The 24,293-nt window shown below is 67.5% G+C and carries 19 protein-coding genes; 13 read left to right on the forward strand and 6 right to left on the reverse strand.

From position 1 onward, the window contains the following. Window positions 1-103: 103 nt before the first annotated feature. The 3 genes from CAL24_RS06370 (at window position 104) to prpF (ending at window position 4,683) form a co-directional block, all read left to right on the forward strand. Complete coding sequence (locus CAL24_RS06370) at window positions 104-817, forward strand: GntR family transcriptional regulator (RefSeq protein ID WP_028354315.1); 714 nt, start codon at window positions 104-106, stop codon at window positions 815-817. Then, window positions 814-3,429 (forward strand): Fe/S-dependent 2-methylisocitrate dehydratase AcnD, encoded by a 2,616-nt coding sequence (acnD, locus tag CAL24_RS06375; RefSeq protein WP_094806071.1) that lies wholly within the window; start codon window positions 814-816, stop codon window positions 3,427-3,429. Before CAL24_RS06370 ends, acnD begins: the two co-directional genes overlap by 4 nt. 72 nt (window positions 3,430-3,501) lie before the next feature. Beyond that, window positions 3,502-4,683: a 2-methylaconitate cis-trans isomerase PrpF gene (gene prpF, locus CAL24_RS06380; RefSeq protein ID WP_094806073.1), complete on the forward strand. Its 1,182-nt coding sequence runs from the start codon at window positions 3,502-3,504 to the stop codon at window positions 4,681-4,683. A gap of 192 nt (window positions 4,684-4,875) precedes the next feature. On the opposite strand, the gene prpC is transcribed toward prpF, so the two are convergent. The 3 genes from prpC to CAL24_RS06395 all read right to left on the reverse strand — a co-directional run bounded on the left by prpC (window position 4,876) and on the right by CAL24_RS06395 (window position 8,377). Further along, window positions 4,876-6,081 (reverse strand): bifunctional 2-methylcitrate synthase/citrate synthase, encoded by a 1,206-nt coding sequence (prpC, locus tag CAL24_RS06385; RefSeq protein ID WP_028354312.1) that lies wholly within the window; start codon window positions 6,079-6,081, stop codon window positions 4,876-4,878. Window positions 6,082-6,148: 67 nt separating this feature from the next. After that, window positions 6,149-7,042: a methylisocitrate lyase gene (gene prpB / locus CAL24_RS06390; RefSeq protein ID WP_028354311.1), complete on the reverse strand. Its 894-nt coding sequence runs from the start codon at window positions 7,040-7,042 to the stop codon at window positions 6,149-6,151. 345 nt (window positions 7,043-7,387) lie between these two features. Continuing rightward, window positions 7,388-8,377, reverse strand: a complete 990-nt coding sequence (locus tag CAL24_RS06395) for a malate dehydrogenase (RefSeq protein ID WP_028354310.1) — start codon at window positions 8,375-8,377, stop codon at window positions 7,388-7,390. 251 nt (window positions 8,378-8,628) lie between these two features. Between CAL24_RS06395 and CAL24_RS06400 the strand changes: the two genes are divergently transcribed. The 8 genes from CAL24_RS06400 to CAL24_RS06435 all read left to right on the forward strand — a co-directional run bounded on the left by CAL24_RS06400 (window position 8,629) and on the right by CAL24_RS06435 (window position 15,580). Continuing rightward, window positions 8,629-9,408, forward strand: coding sequence for a GntR family transcriptional regulator (locus CAL24_RS06400; protein ID WP_028354309.1), 780 nt, complete (start codon window positions 8,629-8,631; stop codon window positions 9,406-9,408). Between the two features lie 121 nt (window positions 9,409-9,529). Beyond that, window positions 9,530-9,943: a succinate dehydrogenase, cytochrome b556 subunit gene (sdhC, locus tag CAL24_RS06405; protein WP_028354308.1), complete on the forward strand. Its 414-nt coding sequence runs from the start codon at window positions 9,530-9,532 to the stop codon at window positions 9,941-9,943. After that, a complete protein-coding gene (gene sdhD / locus CAL24_RS06410) occupies window positions 9,944-10,327 on the forward strand; it encodes a succinate dehydrogenase, hydrophobic membrane anchor protein (RefSeq protein WP_028354307.1) in 384 nt (127 codons plus the stop codon). 3 nt (window positions 10,328-10,330) lie between these two features. Further along, complete coding sequence (gene sdhA, locus CAL24_RS06415) at window positions 10,331-12,109, forward strand: succinate dehydrogenase flavoprotein subunit (RefSeq protein ID WP_028354306.1); 1,779 nt, start codon at window positions 10,331-10,333, stop codon at window positions 12,107-12,109. 13 nt (window positions 12,110-12,122) lie between these two features. Continuing rightward, window positions 12,123-12,839 (forward strand): succinate dehydrogenase iron-sulfur subunit, encoded by a 717-nt coding sequence (locus tag CAL24_RS06420; protein WP_028354305.1) that lies wholly within the window; start codon window positions 12,123-12,125, stop codon window positions 12,837-12,839. A 21-nt stretch (window positions 12,840-12,860) separates the two neighbouring features. Beyond that, window positions 12,861-13,121, forward strand: a complete 261-nt coding sequence (locus CAL24_RS06425) for a succinate dehydrogenase assembly factor 2 (protein WP_028354304.1) — start codon at window positions 12,861-12,863, stop codon at window positions 13,119-13,121. Window positions 13,122-13,141: 20 nt separating this feature from the next. Then, window positions 13,142-14,452 carry a citrate synthase gene (locus CAL24_RS06430; protein ID WP_028354303.1) on the forward strand — a complete coding sequence of 437 codons (1,311 nt, stop codon included), beginning with the start codon at window positions 13,142-13,144 and terminating at the stop codon, window positions 14,450-14,452. A 69-nt stretch (window positions 14,453-14,521) separates the two neighbouring features. Further along, window positions 14,522-15,580: a hypothetical protein gene (locus CAL24_RS06435; RefSeq protein WP_094806075.1), complete on the forward strand. Its 1,059-nt coding sequence runs from the start codon at window positions 14,522-14,524 to the stop codon at window positions 15,578-15,580. Between the two features lie 6 nt (window positions 15,581-15,586). Here CAL24_RS06435 and CAL24_RS06440 read toward each other — a convergent pair whose 3' ends face one another. The 3 genes from CAL24_RS06440 to mdeB all read right to left on the reverse strand — a co-directional run bounded on the left by CAL24_RS06440 (window position 15,587) and on the right by mdeB (window position 21,455). Further along, the gene (locus CAL24_RS06440; RefSeq protein ID WP_094806076.1) at window positions 15,587-16,039 is read right to left on the reverse strand and encodes a DUF2214 family protein; all 453 of its coding nucleotides are present in this window, start codon (window positions 16,037-16,039) and stop codon (window positions 15,587-15,589) included. A gap of 139 nt (window positions 16,040-16,178) precedes the next feature. Next, window positions 16,179-18,476: an NADP-dependent malic enzyme gene (locus CAL24_RS06445; protein WP_094806078.1), complete on the reverse strand. Its 2,298-nt coding sequence runs from the start codon at window positions 18,474-18,476 to the stop codon at window positions 16,179-16,181. 294 nt (window positions 18,477-18,770) lie between these two features. After that, window positions 18,771-21,455: an alpha-ketoglutarate dehydrogenase gene (mdeB, locus tag CAL24_RS06450; RefSeq protein WP_094806080.1), complete on the reverse strand. Its 2,685-nt coding sequence runs from the start codon at window positions 21,453-21,455 to the stop codon at window positions 18,771-18,773. Between the two features lie 123 nt (window positions 21,456-21,578). Between mdeB and CAL24_RS06455 the strand changes: the two genes are divergently transcribed. Next, window positions 21,579-22,049 (forward strand): Lrp/AsnC family transcriptional regulator, encoded by a 471-nt coding sequence (locus CAL24_RS06455; RefSeq protein ID WP_028354299.1) that lies wholly within the window; start codon window positions 21,579-21,581, stop codon window positions 22,047-22,049. Between the two features lie 60 nt (window positions 22,050-22,109). Further along, the gene (locus tag CAL24_RS06460; protein ID WP_094806082.1) at window positions 22,110-24,173 is read left to right on the forward strand and encodes an OPT family oligopeptide transporter; all 2,064 of its coding nucleotides are present in this window, start codon (window positions 22,110-22,112) and stop codon (window positions 24,171-24,173) included. Window positions 24,174-24,293: the final 120 nt, after the last annotated feature.

Here is a 24,293-nt window from a genome sequence, read left to right on the forward strand (position 1 = left end):
CTGTTATAGATCAGGCAATATGCACAGCATAGGTGTCGACAATCTGGCTTGTAAACCCCGGTCTGGCTATAATTTGACCGCCAATAACGCATGGATTGTCGACATGGAGACCAAAATCCTGCCATTGCCGGTCGCCGCCCCGGGCGAGTCCGAAACGCTTTCGGACCACGTCTTCCGGGCCATCCAGTCGGCCATCGTCAAGGGCGAGATCGCCCCGGGCAGCAAGATTTCCGAGCCGGAACTCGCGCGCACCTACGGCATCAGCCGCGGGCCGCTGCGCGAGGCCATCCACCGCCTGGAAGGCCAGAAGCTGCTGGTGCGCGTGGCCCATGTGGGCGCCCGGGTGGTGGCGCTCAGCCAGCAGGAACTGTGCGAGCTTTATCAAATCCGCGAATCCCTGGAAGGCATGGCCTGCCGGCTGGCCGCCGAGCGCATGACGCCGGCGGCGCTGCAGGAACTGCGCCGCGTGCTCGAGGCGCACGAGCGCGACGAGGCTTTCCAGGCGGGCCGCGGCTACTACCAGCAGGAGGGCGACTACGACTTTCACTACCGCATCGTCCAGGCCAGCGGCAATCAGATGCTGATCCGCATGCTGTGCGATGAACTCTATCAACTGGCGCGCATGTACCGTATCCAGTATTCGGCCACGCCCAACCGGCCCCGCCAGGCGTACGCCGAGCATCACCGCATTCTCGACGCCATCGCCGATGGCGACGGCGAATTGGCCGAACTCCTGATGCGCCGGCACATCCGCGCATCCCGTCTCAACATCGAACGTCAGATCGCGCAGGGCAACCTGCAGCGCACCGAGGCATGAACATCAAATACCGCAAGCCCCTGCCCGGCACCAGCCTGGACTATTTCGACGCCCGCGCCGCCGTGGAGGCGATCGCGCCCGGCGCGTACGACCACCTGCCCTATACCTCGCGCGTGCTGGCCGAGAACCTGGTGCGCCGCTGCGATCCCGCCCTGCTGGACGACGCGTTGCGGCAACTGGTGGAGCGCCGCCGCGACCTCGATTTCCCGTGGTTCCCGGCGCGCGTGGTGTGCCATGACATCCTCGGCCAGACCGCCCTGGTGGACCTGGCCGGCCTGCGCGACGCCATCGCCGAGAAGGGCGGCGACCCCGCCAAGGTCAACCCGGTGGTCCCGGTGCAGTTGATCGTCGACCATTCGCTGGCGGTCGAGCACGGCGGGTTCGAGCCGGACGCCTTCCAGAAGAACCGCGCCATCGAGGACCGCCGCAACGAGGACCGCTTCCACTTCATCGACTGGACCCGCGAAGCCTTCCGCAACGTCGATGTCGTGCCGCCCGGCAACGGCATCATGCACCAGATCAACCTCGAGCGCATGTCGCCGGTCGTCCATGCCCAGGACGGCGTGGCCTATCCCGATACGCTGGTCGGCACCGATAGCCACACGCCCCACGTCGACGCGCTGGGCGTGCTCGCGGTCGGCGTGGGCGGCCTGGAAGCCGAGAACGTCATGCTCGGCCGCGCTTCCTGGATGCGGCTGCCCGATATCGTCGGCGTCGAGCTCACCGGCCGCCGCCAGCCCGGCATCACCGCCACCGACATCGTGCTGACGCTGACCGAGTTCCTGCGCAAGGAAAAAGTGGTGGGCGCCTACCTGGAGTTCTACGGCGAGGGCGCGTCCAGCCTGACGCTGGGCGACCGCGCCACGATCTCCAACATGGCGCCGGAATACGGCGCCACGGCGGCGATGTTCTCCATCGATCGCCAGACCATCGACTACCTCAAGCTCACCGGCCGCGACGATGCCCAGGTCCGGCTGGTGGAAACCTACGCCCAGGCCGCCGGCCTGTGGTCCGACAGCCTGAAAGACGCCCGGTACGAGCGCGTGCTGCGATTCGACCTGTCCAGCGTGGTGCGCACCCTGGCCGGGCCGTCCAACCCGCATCGCCGGCTGCCGGTCGCCGACCTGGCCGCGCGCGGCATCGCCGGCCCAGCCGAGGTCCAGCCCGGCCTGATGCCGGACGGCGCGGTGATCATCGCGGCCATCACCAGCTGCACCAATACCAGCAATCCGCGCAATGTGATCGCGGCCGGCCTGCTGGCCCGCAACGCCAATCGCGCGGGCCTGGCCCGCAAGCCCTGGGTGAAGACGTCGCTGGCGCCCGGCTCCAAGGCGGTGCAGCTATACCTGGACGAAGCCGGCCTGACCGCCGAACTGGAGCAGCTCGGCTTCGGCGTGGTGGCCTTCGCCTGTACCACGTGCAACGGCATGTCCGGCGCGCTGGACCCGGACATCCAGCAGGAGATCATCGAGCGCGATCTCTACGCCACCGCCGTGCTGTCGGGCAACCGCAATTTCGACGGCCGCATCCATCCCTATGCCAAGCAGGCCTTCCTGGCGTCGCCGCCGCTGGTGGTGGCATATGCGATCGCCGGCACCATCCGCTTCGACATCGAGCAGGACGTGCTCGGCACGGACGCCGACGGCAAGGAAATCCGCCTCAAGGACATCTGGCCGAGCGACGAGGAAATCGACGCGGTCGTCGATGCCGCCGTCAAGCCGGAACAATTCCGCAAGGTCTACGAGCCCATGTTCGGCATCCGGGACGAACGCCGCGAGGCCGTCAGCCCGCTCTACGACTGGCGCCCCATGAGCACCTACATCCGCCGTCCGCCGTACTGGGAAGGCGCGCTGGCCGGCGAGCGCACGCTGCGCGGCATGCGGCCGCTCGCGCTGCTGGGCGACAACATCACCACCGACCACCTCTCGCCGTCCAACGCCATCCTGCCGGACAGCGCGGCCGGCGAGTACCTGGCGAAGATGGGCCTGCCGGAAGAGGATTTCAACTCCTACGCCACGCACCGCGGCGACCATCTCACCGCCCAGCGCGCCACCTTCGCCAACCCCAAGCTCTACAACGAGATGGTGCGCGACGCCGACGGCAACGTGCGGCAGGGGTCGCTGGCGCGGGTCGAGCCGGAAGGCCAGGTGATGCGCATGTGGGAAGCCATTGAAACCTACATGGACCGCAAGCAGCCCCTGATCATCGTGGCGGGCGCCGACTACGGCCAGGGGTCGTCGCGCGACTGGGCGGCCAAGGGCGTGCGCCTGGCCGGTGTCGAGGCCATCGTGGCCGAAGGGTTCGAGCGCATCCACCGCACCAACCTGATCGGCATGGGGGTGCTGCCGCTGGAGTTCAAGCCCGGCACCGACCGCAAGACGCTGGCGCTGGACGGCACCGAAACCTACGACGTGGCCGGCGAGCGCAAGCCGCGCGCGGACCTGACGCTGATCGTGCGTCGCCGCGACGGCCAGGTCGTCGAAGTGCCCGTGACCTGCCGGCTCGACACGGCCGAGGAGGTCTCCATCTACGAGGCCGGCGGCGTGCTGCAGCGTTTCGCGCAGGACTTCCTCGAGGCCGAGTCCGCGGATACCGCCCGCAAGGCGGGGTGATCCGCTGGCAGCGGGGCGCCGCCGGCGCCCCGCCTTTCCCCTTCCGGACCAATCGTATTTCAGGATGCCACCATGGCCCACGCACCCCAGATCAGGATTCCCGCCACCTACATGCGCGGCGGCACGAGCAAAGGCGTGTTTTTCAAGCTGACCGACCTGCCCGAGGCGGCGCAAGTGCCGGGGCCCGAGCGGGACGCGCTGCTGCTGCGCGTGATCGGCAGCCCCGACCCCTACGGCAAGCAGATCGATGGCATGGGGGCGGCCACTTCCAGCACCAGCAAGACGGTCATCCTGGCCAAGAGTAGCCGGCCTGGCCACGACGTCGACTATCTATTCGGCCAGGTCTCCATCGACCAGCCTTTCGTCGACTGGAGCGGCAATTGCGGCAACTTGTCCGCCGCGGTCGGCCCGTACGCCATCGCCAACGGCCTGGTGGACCGGCAGCGCGTGCCCGGCGACGGCATCGCCGTGGTGCGCATCTGGCAGGCCAATATCGGCAAGACCATCATCGCCCACGTGCCCATGACCGGCGGCGCCGTGCAGGAAACCGGCGACTTCGAACTGGACGGCGTGACCTTCCCGGCCGCCGAGGTGCGCATCGAGTTCCTCGACCCGGCCGATGAAGGCGAAGGTGAAGGCGGCTCGATGTTCCCCACCGGCAATCTGGTGGACGACCTGGAAGTGCCCGGCGTCGGCACGTTCAAGGCGACCTTCATCAATTCCGGCATCCCGACCATCTTCCTGGAGGCCGCCGCGCTGGGCTACCGCGGCACCGAACTGCAGGACGACATCAACGGCGACGCCGCCGCCCTGGCGCGTTTCGAGCAGATCCGCGCCCATGGCGCGGTGCGCATGGGCCTGATCGATTCGCCCGAACAGGCCGCCGGGCGCCAGCACACGCCCAAGGTGGCTTTCGTGGCCGCGCCGGCGGACTACGTCGCCTCCAGCGGCAAGCGCATCGCCGCCGGCGATGTGGACCTGCTGGTGCGCGCGCTGTCCATGGGCAAGCTGCATCACGCCATGATGGGCACCGCCTCGGTGGCCATCGCCACGGCCGCCGCGGTGCCCGGCACCCTGGTCAACCTGGCCGCCGGCGGCGGCCAGCGCGACGGCGTGCGCTTCGGCCACCCGTCGGGCACCCTGCGAGTGGGCGCCGAGGCGCGCCAGGTGGACGGCGAATGGACCGTCACCAAGGCCATCATGTCGCGCAGCGCGCGCGTGCTGATGGAAGGCTGGGTGCGGGTACCCGGGTAGGCGGGGGCGTTCCGGCCCGCCGTCAGGTGTCAGACACCCTGCGGGTGTCTGACACCTGACGGGCCCCTGCGGAGGCCCGGTACCTGGCCGGCCAGTGGAGGAGTCTGGCTCCTCGGAAGGCTGGGGTTATCAGGCCCCGAAAAAAAAGGCCTGGGCGCGAGCCCAGGCCTTTTCGCATGCGCTTGCCGGCGCTTACTTGCGCTTTTCCAGCGGCACGTATTTCTGGTCTTCCGGACCGACGTAGTTGGCGGTGGGCCGGATGATCTTGTTGTCGACGCGCTGCTCGATGATGTGGGCCGACCAGCCCGCGGTGCGCGCGATGACGAACAGCGGGGTGAACATGGCGGTGGGCACGCCCATCATGTGGTAGCTGACGGCCGAGAACCAGTCCAGGTTGGGGAACATCTTCTTGACGTCCCACATGACGGTTTCCAGGCGCTCGGCGATGTCGAACATCTTGGTGCTGCCGGCCTTCTTCGACAGCTTGCGCGCCACTTCCTTGATGACCTTGTTGCGCGGGTCGGACACCGTGTAGACCGGGTGGCCGAAGCCGATGATGACTTCCTTGGCTTCGACGCGGCGGCGGATGTCCGCCTCGGCCTCGTCGGGGCTGTCGTAGCGCTTTTGGACCTCGAAGGCGACCTCGTTGGCGCCGCCATGCTTGGGCCCGCGCAGCGCGCCGATGGCGCCCGTGATGGCCGAGTACATGTCCGAGCCGGTGCCGGCGATGACGCGGCCGGTGAAGGTGGAGGCGTTGAATTCGTGCTCGGCGTACAGGATCAGCGAGGTGTGCATGGCGCGCACCCAGTCATCGGAGGGCTTCTGGCCGTGCAGCAAGTGCAGGAAATGGCCGCCGATGCTGTCGTCGTCGGTCTGCACGTCGATGATGCGGCCATTGTGGCTGTAGTGGTACCAGTACAGCAGCGCCGACCCCAGGTTGGCCATCAGGCGGTCGGCGATGTCGCGCGCGCCGGGGATGTTGTGGTCGTCCTTCTCGGGCAGCACGCAGCCGAGCACCGACACGGCCGTGCGCATCACGTCCATGGGGTGGCTGGAGGCGGGCAGGGCTTCCAGGGCGTCCTGCAGCTGGGCCGGCAGGCCGCGCAGCGCGCGCAGTTTTTCCTTGTAGGCCTTCAGTTCGGCCTTGGTGGGCAGCTTGCCGTGCACCAGCAAGTGGGCGATTTCCTCGAACTCGGCGGTGCCGGCGAAATCGAGGATGTCATAGCCGCGATAGTGCAGGTCGTTGCCGGTGCGGCCCACTGTGCACAGCGCCGTATTGCCGGCCACCACGCCGGACAGCGCGACGGACTTCTTGGGCTTGAACCCGGTTTTTTCCTCGGCTGGCGCGCTCTCCTTCTTGGCGGCGGGGGCGCTTTGCTTCTTTGGCGAGGTGCTCATGTCTCTGGCTCCTTTGCCCATGCGGGCGTAGATGGGGCGTAAACGCGAAAATGCGAAAAATGCGGGCCTACTTGCCTTTGCCCTGCTGGAACAGCGCGTCCAGCTGCGATTCGAAAGCGTGGTAGCCGATGCGGTCGTACAGTTCGTCGCGCGTCTGCATGGTGTCCAGCACGTTCTTCTGGTGGCCGTCGCGGCGGATTGCCTGGTATACGTTCTCGGCGGCCTTGTTCATGGCGCGGAACGCCGACAGCGGGTACAGCACCATGGCCACCCCCACGCCGCGCAGCTCGTCCACCGTGAACAGCGGCGTCTTGCCGAATTCGGTGATATTGGCCAGCACCGGCACCTTGACCGCCTGGGCGAATTTTTCGTAGGTGGGCAGGTCGTAGGCGGCCTCGGCAAAGATGGCGTCGGCGCCGGCTTCCACGCAGGCCAGGGCGCGCTCGATGGCGGCGTCCACGCCGTGCGAGGCGATGGCGTCGGTGCGGGCGATCAGGTAGAAATCGGAATCGGTGCGGGCGTCGGCCGCGGCCTTGACGCGATCGGCCATTTCCTCGGTGCTGACGATTTCCTTGCCGGGCCGGTGGCCGCAGCGCTTGGCGCCGACCTGGTCTTCGATGTGGCAGGCTGCCGCGCCGAACTTGATCAGGCTCTTCACGGTGCGCGCGATATTGAACGCCGACGGGCCGAAGCCGGTGTCGATGTCGACCAGCAGCGGCACGTCGCATACGTCGGTAATGCGGCGTACGTCGGTCAGGACGTCGTCCAGCGTGTTGATGCCGAGGTCCGGCAGGCCCAGCGAGCCCGCCGCCACGCCGCCGCCCGACAGGTAGATGGCGCGATAGCCGGCGCGCTTGGCGAGCAGCGCGTGGTTGGCGTTGATGGCGCCGATGATCTGCAAGGGGGTTTCTTCGGCCAGGGCCTGGCGGAACAGGGCGCCGGGAGAGGCGGGTCGGGTCATGGGCGAGTCTCCGTGGAAGGCACGGGGCGCTCGCTCGGGCGCCCAGGCCAGATTGATGTAGCGGAAAGCATCGCATGCCGGGCCGGGCCCGGAGCTGCGCAATAAATCTGGGTCCTTGCCGCCGGCAGGCAAAGCCGCCGGGAAAGACGCAGGTTTATTGCGTCGCGGCTGGCGCCGCGGCAGGTGTCTGACACCCGGTGGGGGTCAGACACCTGTAAACCAGGACAGCACTCACGCCCTATGAGCGTGATGCGCCTCAGTCGGGGACGCGCGGATCCGGCTCAGCCGGTCCGCAGCGTCGCCCCCTCGAGGGGGAAGCGCGCAGCGCTTCGGGGGTGGGTCACACTACTTCAGCAGGTCTTTCACGCCGTCGCGCTCTTCGAGCAGCTCTTTCAGCGTGAAGTCCAGGCGCTCGCGCGAGAAGGCGTCGATTTCCAGGCCCTCGACGCGCTTGTACTCGCCGTTCTCGGTGGTCACCGGCACGCCATAGATGATGCCTTCGGGGATGCCGTACGAGCCGTCGGACGGGATGCCCATGGTGACCCACTTGCCGTTGCTGCCCAGCACCCAGTCGCGCACGTGGTCGATGGCGGCGTTGGCGGCCGAGGCGGCCGACGACAGGCCGCGCGCATCGATGATGGCGGCGCCGCGCTTGCCCACGGTGGGGATGAAGACGTCGCGGTTCCAGGCGTCGTCGTTGATCAGCTTGGCCAGGCTCTCGCCGCCCACGGTGGCGAAGCGGTAGTCGGGGTACATGGTGGGCGAGTGGTTGCCCCACACGACCAGCTTCTCGATGTCGGCCACGGCCTTGCCCGACTTGGCGGCCAGTTGCGACAGGGCGCGGTTGTGATCCAGGCGCAGCATGGCGGTGAAGTTCTTGGCGGGCAGGTCCGGCGCCGACTTCATGGCGATGTAGGCGTTGGTGTTGGCCGGGTTGCCGACCACCAGCACCTTCACGTTGCGGCTGGCGACGTCGTTCAGGGCCTTGCCCTGGGCGGTGAAGATCTGGGCGTTGACGCTGAGCAAATCCTTGCGTTCCATGCCGGGGCCGCGCGGACGGGCGCCGACCAGCAGGGCCACGTCGGCATCCTTGAAGGCGGTGCGGGGATCGCTGTGCGCGGTCACTTCCTGCAGCAGCGGGAAGGCGCAGTCATCCAGTTCCATGATGACGCCCTTCAGGGCCTTTTGCGCTTTTTCGTCGGGGATTTCGAGCAGTTGCAGAATGACCGGCTGGTCTTTGCCCAGCATTTCGCCGGAGGCGATGCGGAACAGCAGGGCGTAACCGATTTGGCCGGCGGCGCCGGTGACGGCGACACGCATGGCGGGCTTGGACATGAAGGTTCTCCGTAATGAGTTCGGTGAGACAAAAATCTCGCCAATCAGTGTAATCGCTGGGCACGCCTGGACGCGCCGCCAGGGCGGGCGGATTGCTGCGAATCCTAGATCGAATTTACGTATGCGTCAATTGCTCTTATATCTTATATAAGACATAAGACGTTGGACAAGTCTGAAGGCGTTGTGCCAAAATGGTATGTTTGCCGGACAGGGCATACCCGCCGGACGAGCACGCTTCCAACACGACTTCCATGGCAGACCCCAGGCCCGATTCCTCCTCACGCACTCGCGCCGCCCGGCCCGCGGGCGAGGGGGCCGCTTTCAGTCCGCTGTACCGCCAGATCAAGGAACTGCTGGTGCAAAGCCTCGAGCGGGGCGAATGGAAGCCCGGCGAGCTGATTCCCAGCGAGATCGACCTGGCCGCGCGGTTCCAGGTCAGCCAGGGCACGGTGCGCAAGGCCGTCGATGAACTGGCCGCCGAACACCTGCTGCTGCGCCGCCAGGGCAAGGGCACCTTCGTCGCCACTCACCACGAGGCGCGCGTGCGCTACCGCTTCCTGCGGCTGGCGCCCGACGAAGACAGCGAAGGCGGGCGCGCCGAAAGCCGCATCCTCGAGTGCCGGCGGCTGCGCGCGCCGGCCGAGATCGCGCGCGCGCTGGAACTGCGCGTCGGCGAAACGGTGGTGATGATCCGCCGCCAGCTTTCCATGAACCACCGGCCCACCGTCATCGACGACATCTGGCTGCCCGGGTCGGTATTCCGCGGGCTGACCCTGGAACTCCTCACCGCCAACAAGGCGCCCCTGTACGGCCTGTTCGAAACCGAATTCGGCGTCAGCATGGTGCGCGCCGACGAAAAGCTGCGCGCCGTCGCGGCGCCGGCCGAGGTCGCCGGCCTGCTGGGCGTGGCGGCGGGCACCCCGATGCTGCAGGTGGACCGCGTTTCCTATACCTATGGCGACCGACCCGTGGAGGTCCGCCGCGGCCTCTACCTGACCGATCGCTACCATTACCGCAATAGTCTGAATTGATGAGCTTTTTTCCTACGATTTGATACCAACCCGTTGTCTGGGCGAAAATAGAGCGCTTGCCCGCAAGGGCAGTTCCCATTTCGCTGTCACGAATCCCTAGCACCGTAACACCGAGGCCGTCATGTCCGACACCGCTGCCAAGCCACGTCCGCAGTTTCGCAATATTGGCATTGCGCAAATCGCCAGCTACCGCCTGCCCCTGGCCGGCAAACTGTCCATTCTGCACCGCGTCAGCGGCGCGCTGCTGTTCCTCTGTCTTCCCTTGGTCATCCTGCCGCTGTTCGCGGCCAGCGTGGCCTCGCCGGAAAGCTATGCGCAAGTGGCCCAGTACGCGGGCAACCCCCTGGTGAAGCTGATCCTGCTGGCGCTGGTGTGGGGCTACCTGCATCACTTCTGTGCTGGCATCCGCTACCTGGTGCTGGACCTGCACATCGGCGTCGACAAGGTCTCGGCCCAGAAAAGCGCCGGCGTCGTGTTCGGCGTCAGCCTGGCACTGACCCTCGTATTCGCCCTCAAACTGTTCGGAGCTCTGTAAATGGCCGCCACCAAGAACTTTGGCCCCAAGCGCCTGGTCGTTGGCGCCCATTACGGCGTCGTGGATTTCATCGCGCAGCGCATCACCGCGGTCATCATGGCCGTCTATACGCTGGTCCTGATCGTCGGCCTGCTGGTCATGCCGTCGTTCTCCTATGAAAACTGGAAGGCCCTGTTCACCTTCCACGTGTACGCGCTTCCCGTCGGCCAGATCCTGGCGACGCTGTTCTTCTTTGCGCTGGCATGGCACGCCTGGATCGGCGTGCGCGACATCTGGATGGATTACGTCAAGCCCACGGGCGTGCGCCTGTTGCTGCAGGTGCTGACCATCCTCTGGCTGGTCGGTTCGGTCGTTTATTTCGCGCAAATCCTCTGGAGTATCTAAGCCGTGGTCTCTGTCATGAATTCCTTGCCGCGCCGCCAGTTCGATGTGGTGGTGGTCGGCGCCGGCGGAGCCGGCATGCGCTGCTCGCTGCAACTGGCCCAGGCGGGCCTGTCGGTGGCGGTCCTGTCCAAGGTGTTTCCCACCCGTTCGCACACCGTGGCCGCGCAAGGCGGCGTCAGCGCCTCGCTGGGCAACATGAGCGAAGACAACTGGTACTGGCACATGTACGACACCGTGAAGGGGTCGGACTGGCTGGGCGACCAGGACGCCATCGAGTTCATGTGCCGCGAAGCGCCCAACGCCGTCTACGAGCTCGAGCACTTCGGCATGCCGTTCGACCGCAACGCCGACGGCACCATCTACCAGCGTCCGTTCGGCGGACACACCGCCAACTTCGGTGAAAAGCCGGTGCAGCGCGCCTGTGCCGCCGCCGACCGCACCGGCCACGCCCTGCTGCATACGCTCTACCAGCGCAACGTGGCCGCGCGCACCCAGTTCTTCGTCGAATGGATGGCGCTCGACCTGCTGCGCAACGAGGCCGGCGACGTGGTCGGCGTGACCGCGCTGGAAATGGAAACCGGCGATATCTACATCCTGGAAGCCAAGACCACGGTGCTGGCCACCGGCGGCGCCGGCCGCATCTGGGCGGCCTCGACCAACGCCTTCATCAATACCGGCGACGGCCTGGGCATGGCGGCGCGCGCCGGCATCCCGCTGCAGGACATGGAATTCTGGCAGTTCCACCCCACCGGCGTGGCCGGCGCGGGCGTCCTGATCACCGAAGGCGTGCGCGGCGAAGGCGGCATCCTGCTCAACAAGGATGGCGAACGCTTCATGGAGCGCTACGCGCCCACCCTCAAGGACCTGGCGCCGCGCGACTTCGTGTCGCGCTCGATGGACCAGGAAATCAAGGAAGGCCGCGGCTGCGGCCCGGACGGCAGCTACGTGGTGCTCAAGCTCGACCACCTGGGCGCCGACGTGATCAACAAGCGCCTGCCGTCGATCCGCGAGATCGCCATCAAGTTCGGCAACGTCGATCCCATCAAGGAACCGATCCCGGTCGTGCCCACCATCCACTACCAGATGGGCGGTATCCCGGCCAACTACCACGGCCAGGTGCTGACGCGCGTCAATGGCGAGAACAAGGTCGTCAACGGCCTGTACGCCATCGGCGAATGCGCGGCGGTCTCGGTGCACGGCGCCAACCGCCTGGGCACCAACTCGCTGCTCGACCTGATCGTGTTCGGCCGCGCCACCGGCAACCACATCGTGGCCTCGCACCCCGAGCGCCAGCATGCGCACCAGCCGGTGCCCAAGGAAGCCGTCGACTTCTCCATGGATCGCGTCTCCAAGCTGGAAGCGCGCACCTCGGGCGAGAAGACCCAGGACGTCGCCAACGCCATCCGCGTGTCCATGCAGCGTCACTGCGGCGTGTTCCGCACGCTCGAACTGCTCAACGAGGGCGTGGGCCAGATCGAAGACCTGGCCAAGCAGGCCGAGCACGTGTATTTCAAGGACAAGTCCAAGGTGTTCAACACCGCGCGCGTCGAGGCGCTGGAACTGGCCAACATGACCGAAGTGGCGCGCGCCACCATCAAGTCGGCCGCCAACCGCACCGAGAGCCGCGGCGCCCACGCGCTGGACGACCACCCGAACCGCGACGACGAGAACTGGCTGAAGCACACCCTCTGGTACTCCGAGGGCAGCCGTCTCGATTACAAGCCCGTTCAAATGAAGCCCCTGACGGTCGAGTCCTTCCCGCCCAAGGCGCGTACTTTCTAAGCAGGATGCCGTGATGAGCACCAAGAGAATCGTCAAATTCGAAATCTACCGCTACGACCCGGACAAGGACGAGCGCCCGTACATGCAGAAACTGGAGGTCGAGCTCCAGCCCACCGACAAGATGCTGCTCGATGCGCTGGTGCGCATCAAGAACGACGTGGACGACAGCCTGGCGCTGCGCCGCTCGTGCCGGGAAGGCGTGTGCGGCTCGGATGCCATGAACATCAATGGCAAGAACGGCCTGGCCTGCACCACCAACCTGCGCGAGCTCAAAGAGCCCATCGTGCTCAAGCCGCTGCCCGGCTTGCCCGTGATCCGCGACCTGATCGTGGACATGACGCACTTCTTCAACCAGTACCACTCGATCCGCCCGTACCTGATCAACGACGCGCCGCCGCCCGAGCGCGAGCGCCTGCAGTCGCCCGAGGCCCGCGAAGAACTCGACGGCCTGTACGAGTGCATCCTGTGCGCCTGCTGCTCGACCTCGTGCCCGTCGTTCTGGTGGAACCCCGACAAGTTCGTCGGCCCGGCCGGCCTGCTGCAGGCCTACCGGTTCATCGCCGACAGCCGCGACGAAGCCACCGGCGAGCGCCTGGACAACCTGGAAGACCCGTACCGCCTGTTCCGCTGCCACACCATCATGAACTGCGTCGACGTCTGTCCCAAGGGCCTGAACCCCACCAAGGCGATCGGCAAGATCAAGGAACTGATGGTCCGGCGGACGGTCTAGTAGAACGGTGAAGAGATCGACATGAGCGGCCTGACCGAACTCGAACGCACGCGCCTGCGCTGGCGGGCTCGCCGCGGCCTGCTCGAGAACGACCTGATCATCACCCGGTACCTGGACGCATACGAGACGCAGCTCACCGATGAGGACGTCGACGCGCTGGCCCGGCTGTTCGAGCTCGGCGACAACGACCTGCTCGACCTGCTGCTGGCGCGCAAGGAGCCCGAGGGGGAACTCGATACCCCGCGCCTGCGCGCCATCATCGGAAAAATGCGTGAGCTCTGATTAATTGTGAGGAAATAGCGATGAACCTGTCTGACAAAAAAGCCACTCTATCCTTCTCGGACGGCTCCCAGCCGGTCGAGTTCCCCGTGTACAAAGGCACGGTCGGCCCGGACGTCATCGACATCCGCAAGCTGTATGGCCAGACGGGCATGTTCACGTTCGACCCCGGCTTCATGTCGACGGCGGCGTGCGAGTCGGCCATCACCTACATCGACGGCGACAAGGGCGAGCTGCTGTACCGCGGCTATCCCATCGAGCAGCTGGCCGTCAACTGCGACTTCCTCGATATCTGCTACCTGATCCTGAACGGCGAGCTGCCCAACGCCGACCAGAAGGCGGACTTCGATTCGCAAGTGACCCATCACACGATGGTCAACGAGCAGCTGCATTTCTTCCTGCGCGGCTTCCGCCGCGACGCCCACCCGATGGCCGTGCTGACCGGCCTGGTGGGCGCGCTGTCGGCCTTCTACCACGACTCCACCGACATCACCAACCCGCAGCACCGCCACGTCTCGGCGATCCGCCTGATCGCCAAGATGCCCACGCTGGTGGCCATGGCGTACAAGTACTCGCAGGGCCAGCCGTACATCTACCCGCAGAACGACCTGTCCTATACCGGCAACTTCCTGCGCATGATGTTCGCCACGCCGTGCGAAGAGTACAAGGTCAACGAGGTCGTCGAACGCGCCCTCGACCGCATCTTCATCCTGCATGCCGACCACGAGCAGAACGCCTCCACCTCGACGGTGCGCCTGTGCGGTTCGTCGGGCACCAACCCGTTCGCCGCCATTTCGGCCGGCGTGGCGTGCCTGTGGGGTCCGGCCCACGGCGGCGCCAACGAGGCGTGCCTGCAGATGCTGGAAGAGCTGCAGGCCAATGGCGGCGTGGCCAAGGTCGGCGAGTTCATGGAAAAGGTCAAGGACAAGAACTCGGGCGTGCGCCTGATGGGCTTTGGCCACCGCGTCTACAAGAACTACGACCCGCGCGCCAAGCTGATGCAGGAAACCTGCAAGGAAGTGCTGCAGTCGCTGGGCCTCGAAAAGGATCCGCTGTTCAAGCTGGCCATGGAGCTCGAGCGCATCGCCCTGGAAGACGACTACTTCGTGCAGCGCAAGCTGTACCCCAACGTCGACTTCTACTCGGGCATCGTGCAGCGTGCCATCGGCATCCCGACCTCGCTGTTCACCGCCATCTTCGCGCTGGCGCGCACGGTGGGCTGGATCGCCCAGTGGAACGAAATGCTGTCGGACCCCGACTACAAGATCGGCCGTCCCCGCCAGCTGTTCACCGGCCACGTCACCCGCGACGTGCCCCCGATGGACAAGCGCTGATCGGCTTACGGCAATCCCTGAAAAACGCCCGCAAGGGCGTTTTTTTTGCGGCGCCCGTTCCGAAAGACGATGATTCCGTCGATTTTTCCCTCCATCGAGAGCCTGCTGCTGCTGTTGGCCGGGCTGGGCGCCGCCCTGGCGCTGCTGGGCTGGCTGGCCGTGCTGGCCGCCAGCCGCGGCGCGCGCCGGCGCTTTGGCCGGCGGCCCTGGCGCAACGCGGTGGTGCTGGTGCTGCTGGCGGCCCTGGCCAGCCCGTATGCGGCGTTTCAGTACCATGGGTGGCGCTATAGCCGGGAACAGGCCCGGCGCGACGCGGCGCGCCATGTGACGCTGGCGCAGCCCCAGACCGTCGGGGGCGTAAGCATGCCCGCTGGCGCGCGCCTGGTGCTCGAAAAAGAGGGCGACCTGGAAACTTATGTCGAGGCGGCGTTCGATGTCCCCGTGCCGGCCTACGGCCTGCGCGTGACCCGGCTGCAGCGCTACCTGCGCGTCGACTACGAAGATGAAACCTATGCGGAAGCGGGCCGCTATCCGCTATCGGTGCACGCATGGGGACCGGGCGCGCAGCAGATCGAGGGATGGCACTGCGACGCGACGCAGGCCGTGCGCTTCGAAGCGCGCGCCAAGGGCCGGGAAATCGTGTTCGACGCCTGCTGGCTGGCCGACGGCAATCGAGCGGGCGAGACGGCCTTGCCGGCCGGTACGGAGCTGCAGCGCCTGGGCGAGATGGTCTATACCGACGGCCATCGCGAGCCGGCGCCCTGGATGGTGCGGGTGCCGGAATCCACGCCGGTGCGGGTGGCCGGGTTGCGGTTGGGCCCGGCCGTGCTGCACCTGGACGGGCAGGGTGGCCTGCTGCAGGTAAGCACGGCGAGCCTGGCGTGCCGCGTGCGCCTGGCGGGCGCGGAGTATCCCGCGGGCACCGCCGTGATGTCGGCCGGTTATCTGCTGCGCGATCGCGCGCCGGCCGGCGCATGGGTGTTCAGCCCGGCCGCGGGCGCGGCCGGCGAGGGAGACGGGCGGCTGTCGATAGGCGGCGGCATGTTCCTGCTGCGGCATCCCGGTGGCGGGGTATTCGGCATCCCGCCCAATGCCGCGGCCGGCGAGCCGGCCGCGGAGTGTTCCTGAGCGGGCCTACATGCCGATGCCGCGCGCCATCAGCGCGGCGAACAGCGGCAGCAGGATGAACAGGTGGGACTCGATCATGACCCAGCGGCGGGCGCGCTTGATCTCGGCCTCGCCGGGCGCGTAGCCGGGCTGCTGCAGGGCCTGCTTGCGCCAGCGCAGGAAGGTCAGCGTGGGCGGAATGGAACAGAGCGCGATCAGGACGAACAGCCCGATCTTGGCGTGGAACCAGGGGTTGCTCATGTAGAACGCCGCGCCCTTGGCGCCCAGCATCAGGCGCAGCGCGCCGGTGGCCAGCACGGCCAGCGCCGAGGCGAGGTACAGGCGGTCGTACAGCGCCAGCCGCCGCACGGCGTCGGACGACAGGTTGGGCCGCAGCAGCACGGCCTCGGCCGTCATGATGACGACGAGTACGAAAATGGCCAGGTAGTGAAACCAGGCGAGCAGGGCGTCTTGCAGCATGGCGGCTCCGGAAAAAGGGACAAGCGTGTTTGTACCATTGCCGTCGGGCTTCGGCGTGGGCAGGACATCAATAAAAACGGGCGCCCCGCAGGGCGCCCGCCAAGTGCCGGTGCGCGGCGCCGGGACGCCGCGCACGGGATCAACGGCGCTGCCTGGCGGCGTCGGCGGCTTCCTGCTGCGCGTCGACGACGGCCAATGCCGTCATGTTGACGATGCGGCGCACGGTGGCGCTGGTGGTCAGGATATGCACCGGCCGGGCCGCGCCCAGCAGGATGGGGCCCATGGCGATGCCGTTGCTGCCGGTCATCTTCAGCATGTTGTAGGTGATATTGCCGGTGTCGAGGTTCGGCATGATGAGCAGGTTGGCCGGCCCCTTGAGCTTGCTGTCGGGATAGGCCAGCATGCGGATCTTTTCCGACAGGGCGGCGTCGGCGTGCATTTCGCCGTCGACTTCCAGGTCGGGCGCGCGTTCCTCGACCAGGCGGCGCGCTTCGGCCATCTTGCGCGACGACTCGGTCATGCGGCTGCCGAAATTCGAATGCGAGAGCAGGGCGATCTTCGGCACCACGCCGAAGCGCAGCATTTCATCGGCGGCTTGCACGGTGATGCTGGCGATTTCCTCGGCCGACGGGTTCTCGTTGACGTGCGTATCGGCCACGAACAGCGTCTGGTTGGGCAGCATCAGGACGTTCAGCGCGGCATACGTATGGCCCGGCTTGCGGCCGATGATCTCGTCCACGTACTTGAGCTGGTTGTCGTACTTGCTGGCGACGCCGCACAGCAGGGCGTCCGCGTCGCCGCGCTGCACCAGCATGGCGCCGATCAGCGTGTTGTGCTTGCGGATCATCGCCTTGGCGATGGCCGGCGTGACGCCTTCGCGGCCCTTGAGCTGGTAGTACGCGTTCCAGGTTTCGTTGAAACGGCTGTCGTCCTCGGGGTCGACGATCTCGACGTTCTGCCCCGGCACCAGGCGTAGGCCGAACTTCTTGATGCGCATTTCAATGACGGCGGGGCGGCCTACCAGGATGGGACGCGCCAGGTTCTCGTCGACCACGGTCTGCACCGCGCGCAACACGCGTTCGTCTTCGCCGTCGGCATAGATGACGCGCTTGGGCGCCTGCTTGGCCTGGGCGAACAGCGGCCGCATCAGCTGGCCCGAGTGGTACACGAAGCCCATGAGCTTCTGGCGGTAGGCCTCGATGTCCTCGATGGGGCGGGCGGCCACGCCCGACTCGGCGGCGGCGCGCGCCACGGCCGGCGCGATCTGCACGATCAGGCGCGGGTCGAAGGGCTTGGGGATGATGTAGTCGGGGCCGAACGACAGTTCCTGGCCCGCATAGGCGTGCGCGACTTCGTCGTTCTGCTCGGCCTGCGCCAGTTCGGCGATGGCCTTCACGCAGGCCAGCTTCATCTCTTCGGTGATGCGCGTGGCGCCCGCGTCCATGGCGCCGCGGAAGATGAACGGGAAGCACAGCACGTTATTGACCTGGTTCGGGTAGTCCGAACGGCCGGTGGCGATGATGCAGTCCGGCCGCGCGGCGCGCGCCACTTCCGGACGGATCTCCGGCTCGGGATTGGCCAGCGCCAGGATGAGCGGCTTGTCGGCCATGGTCTTGACCATGTCGGCGGTCAGCACGCCGGCGGTGGAGCAGCCCAGGAACACGTCGGCGTCCTTGACCACGTCGGCCAGCGTGCGGGCGTCGGTCCGCTGCGCGTAGCGCTTCTTGTTGGCTTCCATGTTCTCGTCGCGGCCTTCCCAGATGACGCCGCGCGAATCGACCACGTAGATGTTCTCGCGCTTGATGCCCAGGTGCACCAGCAAGTCCAGGCAGGCGATGGCCGCGGCGCCCGCGCCCGAGACGGCCAGCTTGACGTCCGCGATATTCTTGCCCACGACCTTCAGGCCGTTGAGGACGGCGGCCGACGAGATGATGGCGGTGCCGTGCTGGTCATCGTGGAACACCGGGATCTTCATGCGCTCGCGCAGCTTCTTCTCGATGTAGAAGCACTCGGGCGCCTTGATGTCTTCCAGGTTCACGCCGCCGAGCGTGGGCTCGAGGGCGGCGATGATGTCGACCAGCTTGTCCGGGTCGGTCTCGGCCAGCTCGATGTCGAACACGTCGATGCCGGCGAATTTCTTGAACAGGCAGCCCTTGCCTTCCATGACCGGCTTGGCCGCCAGCGGGCCGATGTTGCCCAGGCCCAGCACGGCGGTGCCGTTGGTGATGACCCCCACCAGGTTGGCGCGCGAGGTGTACTGCGACGCGGCTTCATCGCCGCGCTCGAAGATCGCCATGCAGGCCGCGGCGACGCCCGGCGAGTAGGCCAGCGACAAATCGTCCTGGTTGGCCAGCGTCTTGGTCGGCGTGACCGAGATCTTGCCGGGAGTCGGATAGGCGTGATAATCGAGCGCCAGTTTGGTGAGGGTTTCGTCCATTGCTGATGAGATGCCTTGCGGCTCGGCTGACAAAGTAGAAGACGGGCCCGCCAGGGGCCCGTCCGGGAATGCGAAGGCGTCTATTTCAACAGAAAGTCGCTGTATATGTTTGCTGCGGTGCAGCGTAATGGGCTCGCGGCGGATGCTGCCCAGGTCGAGGCGCGCGGTCGTACGCACGGGGTGTCAGGCACCTGCGGAGCCTGACACCTGGGGCCACCAGACTTGCGAGTTGCCCCTTGTCCGCCCTTGGGTGTCAGGCTCCGCAGGTGCCTGACACCTCCTCCGGATCGCCGCCTAGCGCAGCCAGGGGGGCATGCGCCGCTCACCGGCGGCCAGCCTGGCCCGCGCCGCCTGGCGGGCCGCATCGAAGCGCGGGTCCCGCTCCGCCAGCAGGTCGAGCGCATGCAGCACGATCCAGTCCGCGCCGACTTCGAAGAAATCGCGCAGTTGCGCGCGCGTATCGCTGCGCCCGAAGCCGTCGGTGCCCAGGGTGCGGCAGGGGGCGGCGATCCAGGCGCGGATCTGGTCGGGCACGGCGCGGACATAATCGCTGGCGGCGACTACCGGCGCATCGCCGGGCAGGCATTGCTCGATCCAGGACTGCCGGCCCGGCGCCGTCAGGCCGAGCGCGCGCTCGCGTTCACAGGCGCGGCCGTCGCGCGCCAGTTCGGAAAAACTGGTCACGCTCCAGACCTCGGCGGCCACGCCATGGTCGTGCAGCAGCCGCTCGGCCGCCTGCAGCGCTTCGCCCAGCATCGGCCCGGCGCCCAGCAGGCGCACCTGCGCCGTGCCCTGCGCGGCGCGCACGCGATGCATGCCGCGCAGGATGCCCTCGCGCGCGCCGGGGTCGGGCAGGCTGGGCTGCGCCAGGTTCTCGTTGGTCACGGTCAGGTAATAGAACTCGTCGCATTGCTCGTCGAGCATGCGGCGCATGCCGTATTCGAGGATGACCGCGACTTCGTAGGCATGGGCCGGATCGTAGGCGCGGCAGTTCGGCACCGCCGCGGCCATCAGGTGGCTGGCGCCGTCCTGGTGCTGCAGCCCTTCGCCGCCGAGGGTGGTGCGGCCCGACGTGGCGCCGATGAGGAAGCCGCGCGTGCGCTGGTCGGCGGCCGCCCAGATCAGGTCGCCGATGCGCTGGAACCCGAACATCGAGTAGTAGATATAGAAAGGCAGCATGGGCAGGCCGTTGACCGAGTAGCTGGTGCCGGCGGCGGTCCAGGACGAGATCGCCCCGGCCTCGGTAATGCCTTCCTCCAGGATCTGCCCGTCATGCGCCTCGCGGTAGTACAGCACCGAGCCGATGTCCTCCGGCTCGTACAACTGGCCCTGCGCGGAATAGATGCCCACTTGCCGGAACAGGTTGGCCATGCCGAAGGTGCGGGCCTCGTCGGCCACGATGGGGACGATGCGCGCGCCCAGGGCCTCGTCCTTGAGGAGGCTGCCGAGCATGCGCACCACGGCCATGGTGGACGACATTTCCTTGCCCTCGGCCTGCAGCGCGAAGCGCGCCCATTGGTCGGCCGCCGGCACGGGCAGGCGCGGCGCGGTGGTGCGGCGCCGCGGCAGGTGCCCGCCCAGCGCCGCCCGGCGGGCCTGCAGGTAGCGCAGCTCGGCGCTGTCGGCCGCCGGTTTGTAGAACTTCAAGGCCAGGCAGTCGGCATCCGAGATGGGCAGTGCGAAGCGGTCGCGGAACGCCAGCAGGGCCTCGTCGTCGAGCTTCTTCTGCTGGTGGGTCGTCATCTTGCCCTGGCCGGCGGCGCCCATGCCGTAGCCCTTCTTGGTCTGCGCCAGGATGACCGTCGGCTGGCCGCGGTGACGCACCGCGCGGTGGTAGGCCGCGTGGATCTTGACGATGTCGTGGCCGCCGCGGCGCAGGCGGTCGATGGCCTCGTCCGACCAGTCCGCCACCAGCGCGGCCAGTTCCGGATTCTGGTTGAAGAAGTGGGCCCGGTTGTAGGCGCCGTCCTTGGCGGCGAAAGTCTGGAACTGGCCGTCGACGGTATGCGAGAAGGCGCGCGCCAGGACCCCGCCGCCGTCGCGCGCCAGCAATGCGTCCCAGTCGCCGCCCCAGACCAGCTTGATCACGTTCCAGCCGGCGCCCGCGTACAGCGTCTCCAGTTCGTCGATGATGCGGCCGTTGCCGCGCACCGGGCCGTCCAGCCGCTGCAGGTTGCAGTTCACCACGAACACCAGGTTGTCGAGTTTCTCGCGCGCGGCCAGCGTCAGGGCGGCGATGGATTCGGGTTCGTCCATTTCGCCGTCGCCGAAAATGCCCCACACCTTGCGGTCGGACGGCTGGGCCAGCGAACGATGTTCCAGGTAGCGCATGAAGCGCGCCTGGTAGATGGCGTTGATCGGGCCGATGCCCATCGAGCCGGTGGGGAACTGCCAGAAGTCCGGCATCAGCCAGGGGTGGGGGTACGACGACAGGCCGCGCAGGCCGCGCGCCTGCGCGGTGATCTCCTGGCGGAAATGGGCCAGGTCCGCGTCGCCGAGAAAGCCTTCCAGGTAGGCGCGGGCATAGACCCCGGGCGCCGAATGCGGCTGCAGATACACCAGGTCGCCGGCGAACTCGGCCGTGGGCGCCCGGAAGAAATGGTTGAAGCCCACCTCGAACAGGTCGGCGGCCGATGCGTAGCTGGCGATATGGCCGCCCAGTTCGCCGTGGGCCTGGTTGGCGCGCACCACCATGGCCAGGGCGTTCCAGCGGTTGATCGAGGCGATGCGTTCTTCAATGGCCAGGTCGCCGGGGAAGGGCGGCTCGTCGCGCAGGGGGATGGTGTTCAGGTAGGCGCTGCGGGTCTGGCCCGCCGCGCGCACGCCCAGGGCCGCCGCGTGCGCCAGCACCTGCTCCAGCACGTACCCCGCGCGCGGCGTGCCGGCCTGCTGCACCAGCGATTCCAGGGCCTCGCGCCATTCGGCGGTTTCGGCGGGATCGGTGTCGTCCGGAAGAGCGGCGGGGGTGGGGTCAAGCATGGCGTGGTCTCCGTTGGATCGACCATGCTAGCGCTTTCGTCCAGGCATGAGTGATCGAAAATGCGCCACCAATCGGGTAGTGGCGGCATAATGTGCCGGCATATATAGATTTCAAGGATGATCATGCCGAGCGCATCGCTGGACAGCACCGACCGCCGCATCCTGGCCATCTTGCAGACCGATTCCAGCCTGACCAATGTCGAGCTGGCCCGCCGCGTGCATCTGTCGCCGTCGCCGTGCCTGGCGCGGGTCAAGGCCCTGGAGGCCGCCGGCGTGATCCGCGGCTACGTCGCGCTGGCCGATCCCCTGCAACTGGGCCTGAGCCTGAACGTGTTCATCCAGGTCAGCCTGGAAAAACAGGTCGAAGCCGAGCTGGAACGGTTCCAGAACGCCATGGCCGAGTGCCCGGAGGTGATGGAGTGCTACTTGATGAGCGGCGATTCCGATTACTTGCTGCGCGTGGTGGTGCCGGACATGCAGGGGCTGGAGCGCTTCGTGGTGAGCCGCCTGTCGCGCATCCCGGGCGTGCGCAATATCCGTTCAGGATTCGCGTTGAAGCAGGTCAAGTACCAGACCGCGCTGCCGCTGGGCTGACGGCCGCCGCCACGCGGGGCGCTAGAATCGGACGGATAGCTACCCCGGAGCCGTCCGTCCATGACCCAACCCGCCCGCGTTCCCGATTCGATCACCTTGCCCGAGCTTACCGTGCGCGGCGTGATCGTCGGCGCCCTGATCACGGTGGTGTTTACCGCCTCGAATGTCTTCCTGGGGCTGAAAGTGGGGTTGACATTCTCGTCGGCGATTCCCGCCGCGGTGATCTCGATGTCGGTGCTGCGCATGTTCCGCGACGCCAACATCCTCGAAAACAACATGGTGCAGACCCAGGCGTCGGCGGCCGGCACCCTGTCCGCGGTCATCTTCATCCTGCCGGCGCTGGTCATGATGGGGCACTGGCAGGGCTTCCCGTTCTGGCAGACGCTGGGCATCTGCGCGGCCGGCGGCATGCTGGGGGTCATGTTCACCATTCCGCTGCGCCACATCATGGTGGTGCAGAGCGAACTGCCGTACCCGGAAGGCGTGGCGGCGGCCGAGATCCTGCGGGTGGGCAGCGGCGGCGCCGAAGCGGCCGATTCGTCCGCCGGCGCGCCGGCCCGCCCGGGGTCCACCGGCATGGCGGACATTCTGACCGGCGCCGGGCTGGCTGCCGCCGTCAGCTTCGCGGCCAATGGGCTGCGGGTGCTGGGCGATGGCGTGAGCCTGTGGTTCAGCGCCGGGGCGGCGGTGTTCCGCCTGCCGATGGGCTTCTCGATGGCCCTGCTCGGCGCGGGCTACCTGATCGGCATCGTGGCCGGGCTGGCCATGCTGACCGGCCTGGTGATCGCCTGGGGCGTGGCGGTGCCGGTGCTGACCGCGCTGGGCAGCATGCCGGCGGACCAGTCCCTGGCCGACTACGCCACCGGAATCTGGAGTTCGCAGGTGCGCTTCATCGGCGCCGGCGTGATCGGCGTGGGCGCCGTCTGGACCCTGGCCACCCTGTTCATGCCCATGATGCGCGGCATCAAGGCTTCCTTCGCGGCGTTCGGCCGGCGCGGCGCGGCGGCCGGCCAGGAGGCGCCGCGCACCCAGCGGGACCTGTCGGCGCGCTGGATCTCGCTGGTGACCCTGGTGCTGGTGGCCATCCTGGTGGCCACGTTCGCCGTGTTCCTGCGCGCCGAGCCGGTGTCGGCCGGAATGGTGGGCACGCTGGTGGCCTATTCGGTGGCGTTCGCCTTCATTTTCGGCTTCCTGGTGGCGGCCGCCTGCGGCTACATGGCGGGGCTGGTGGGGTCCTCCACCAGCCCCATCTCGGGCGTCGGCATCGTGGCCATCGTGCTGGTGTCGCTGCTGATGCTGGGGCTGGAGCGCGGCGCCGGCCTGCTGGGCAGCCCACAAGGGGTGCAGCTGGCGATCGCCCTGGCCATTTTCACGACCTCGGCGGTCGTGGCGGTGGCCTCGATCTCGAACGACAACCTGCAGGACCTGAAGACCGGCTGGCTGGTGGGCGCCACGCCCTGGCGCCAGCAGGTGGCGCTGCTGATCGGCTGCGTGGTGGGCGCCGCGGTGATCTCGCCGGTGCTCGACCTGCTGTACAACGCCTATGGCTTTGCCGACGCGCTGCCGCGCCCCGGCATGGACGCGAGCCAGGCGCTGTCGGCGCCGCAGGCCACGCTGATGCTGGCGATTGCGCAGGGCATCTTCACCCACCAGCTGAACTGGACCATGATCCTGATCGGCATGGCGGTGGGGCTGGGGCTGATCGCCGTGGACCAGGTCCTCAAGCGGACCTGCCGGGTCGCGCGCCTGCCGGTGCTGGCGGTGGGCATCGGCATGTACCTGCCGCCCACGGTCAGCGCGCCGCTGGTGGCGGGGGCGGTGCTGGCCTGGCTGCTCGAACGGGCGTTGCGCCGGCGCGCCGCGCGGGCGGGCCAGCCTCATGAACAGTACGCCGAGCTGGCCAACCGGCGCGGCACCCTGCTGGCTTCGGGGCTGATCGTCGGCGAAAGCCTGGTGGGCGTGCTGATGGCCGCCATCATCGGCGCCACCGGCAGCGACGCGCCCCTGGCGGTGGCGGGCGAGGGGTTCGCCGGCGCCGCGTCATGGCTGGGCCTGGCGGTGTTTGCAGGGGTGGCGGTGCTGTTCTACCAGCGCACGCTGGCGGCCGCCGGCCGGCGCCCATAGGCCGACCGTGGTTTTCGCGTCACATGGCCCGGCCGCCGCGTGGCGGCCGATGCCGGACGATCGCGGCCGGTAGCCGGCATCATGGCGGCCGTTGCACCGGCCATTCTGCCGGGGAATGCC

Origin of the sequence: Bordetella genomosp. 2 (assembly GCF_002261345.1) — a bacterium.
Lineage (GTDB): Bacteria > Pseudomonadota > Gammaproteobacteria > Burkholderiales > Burkholderiaceae_B > Bordetella_A.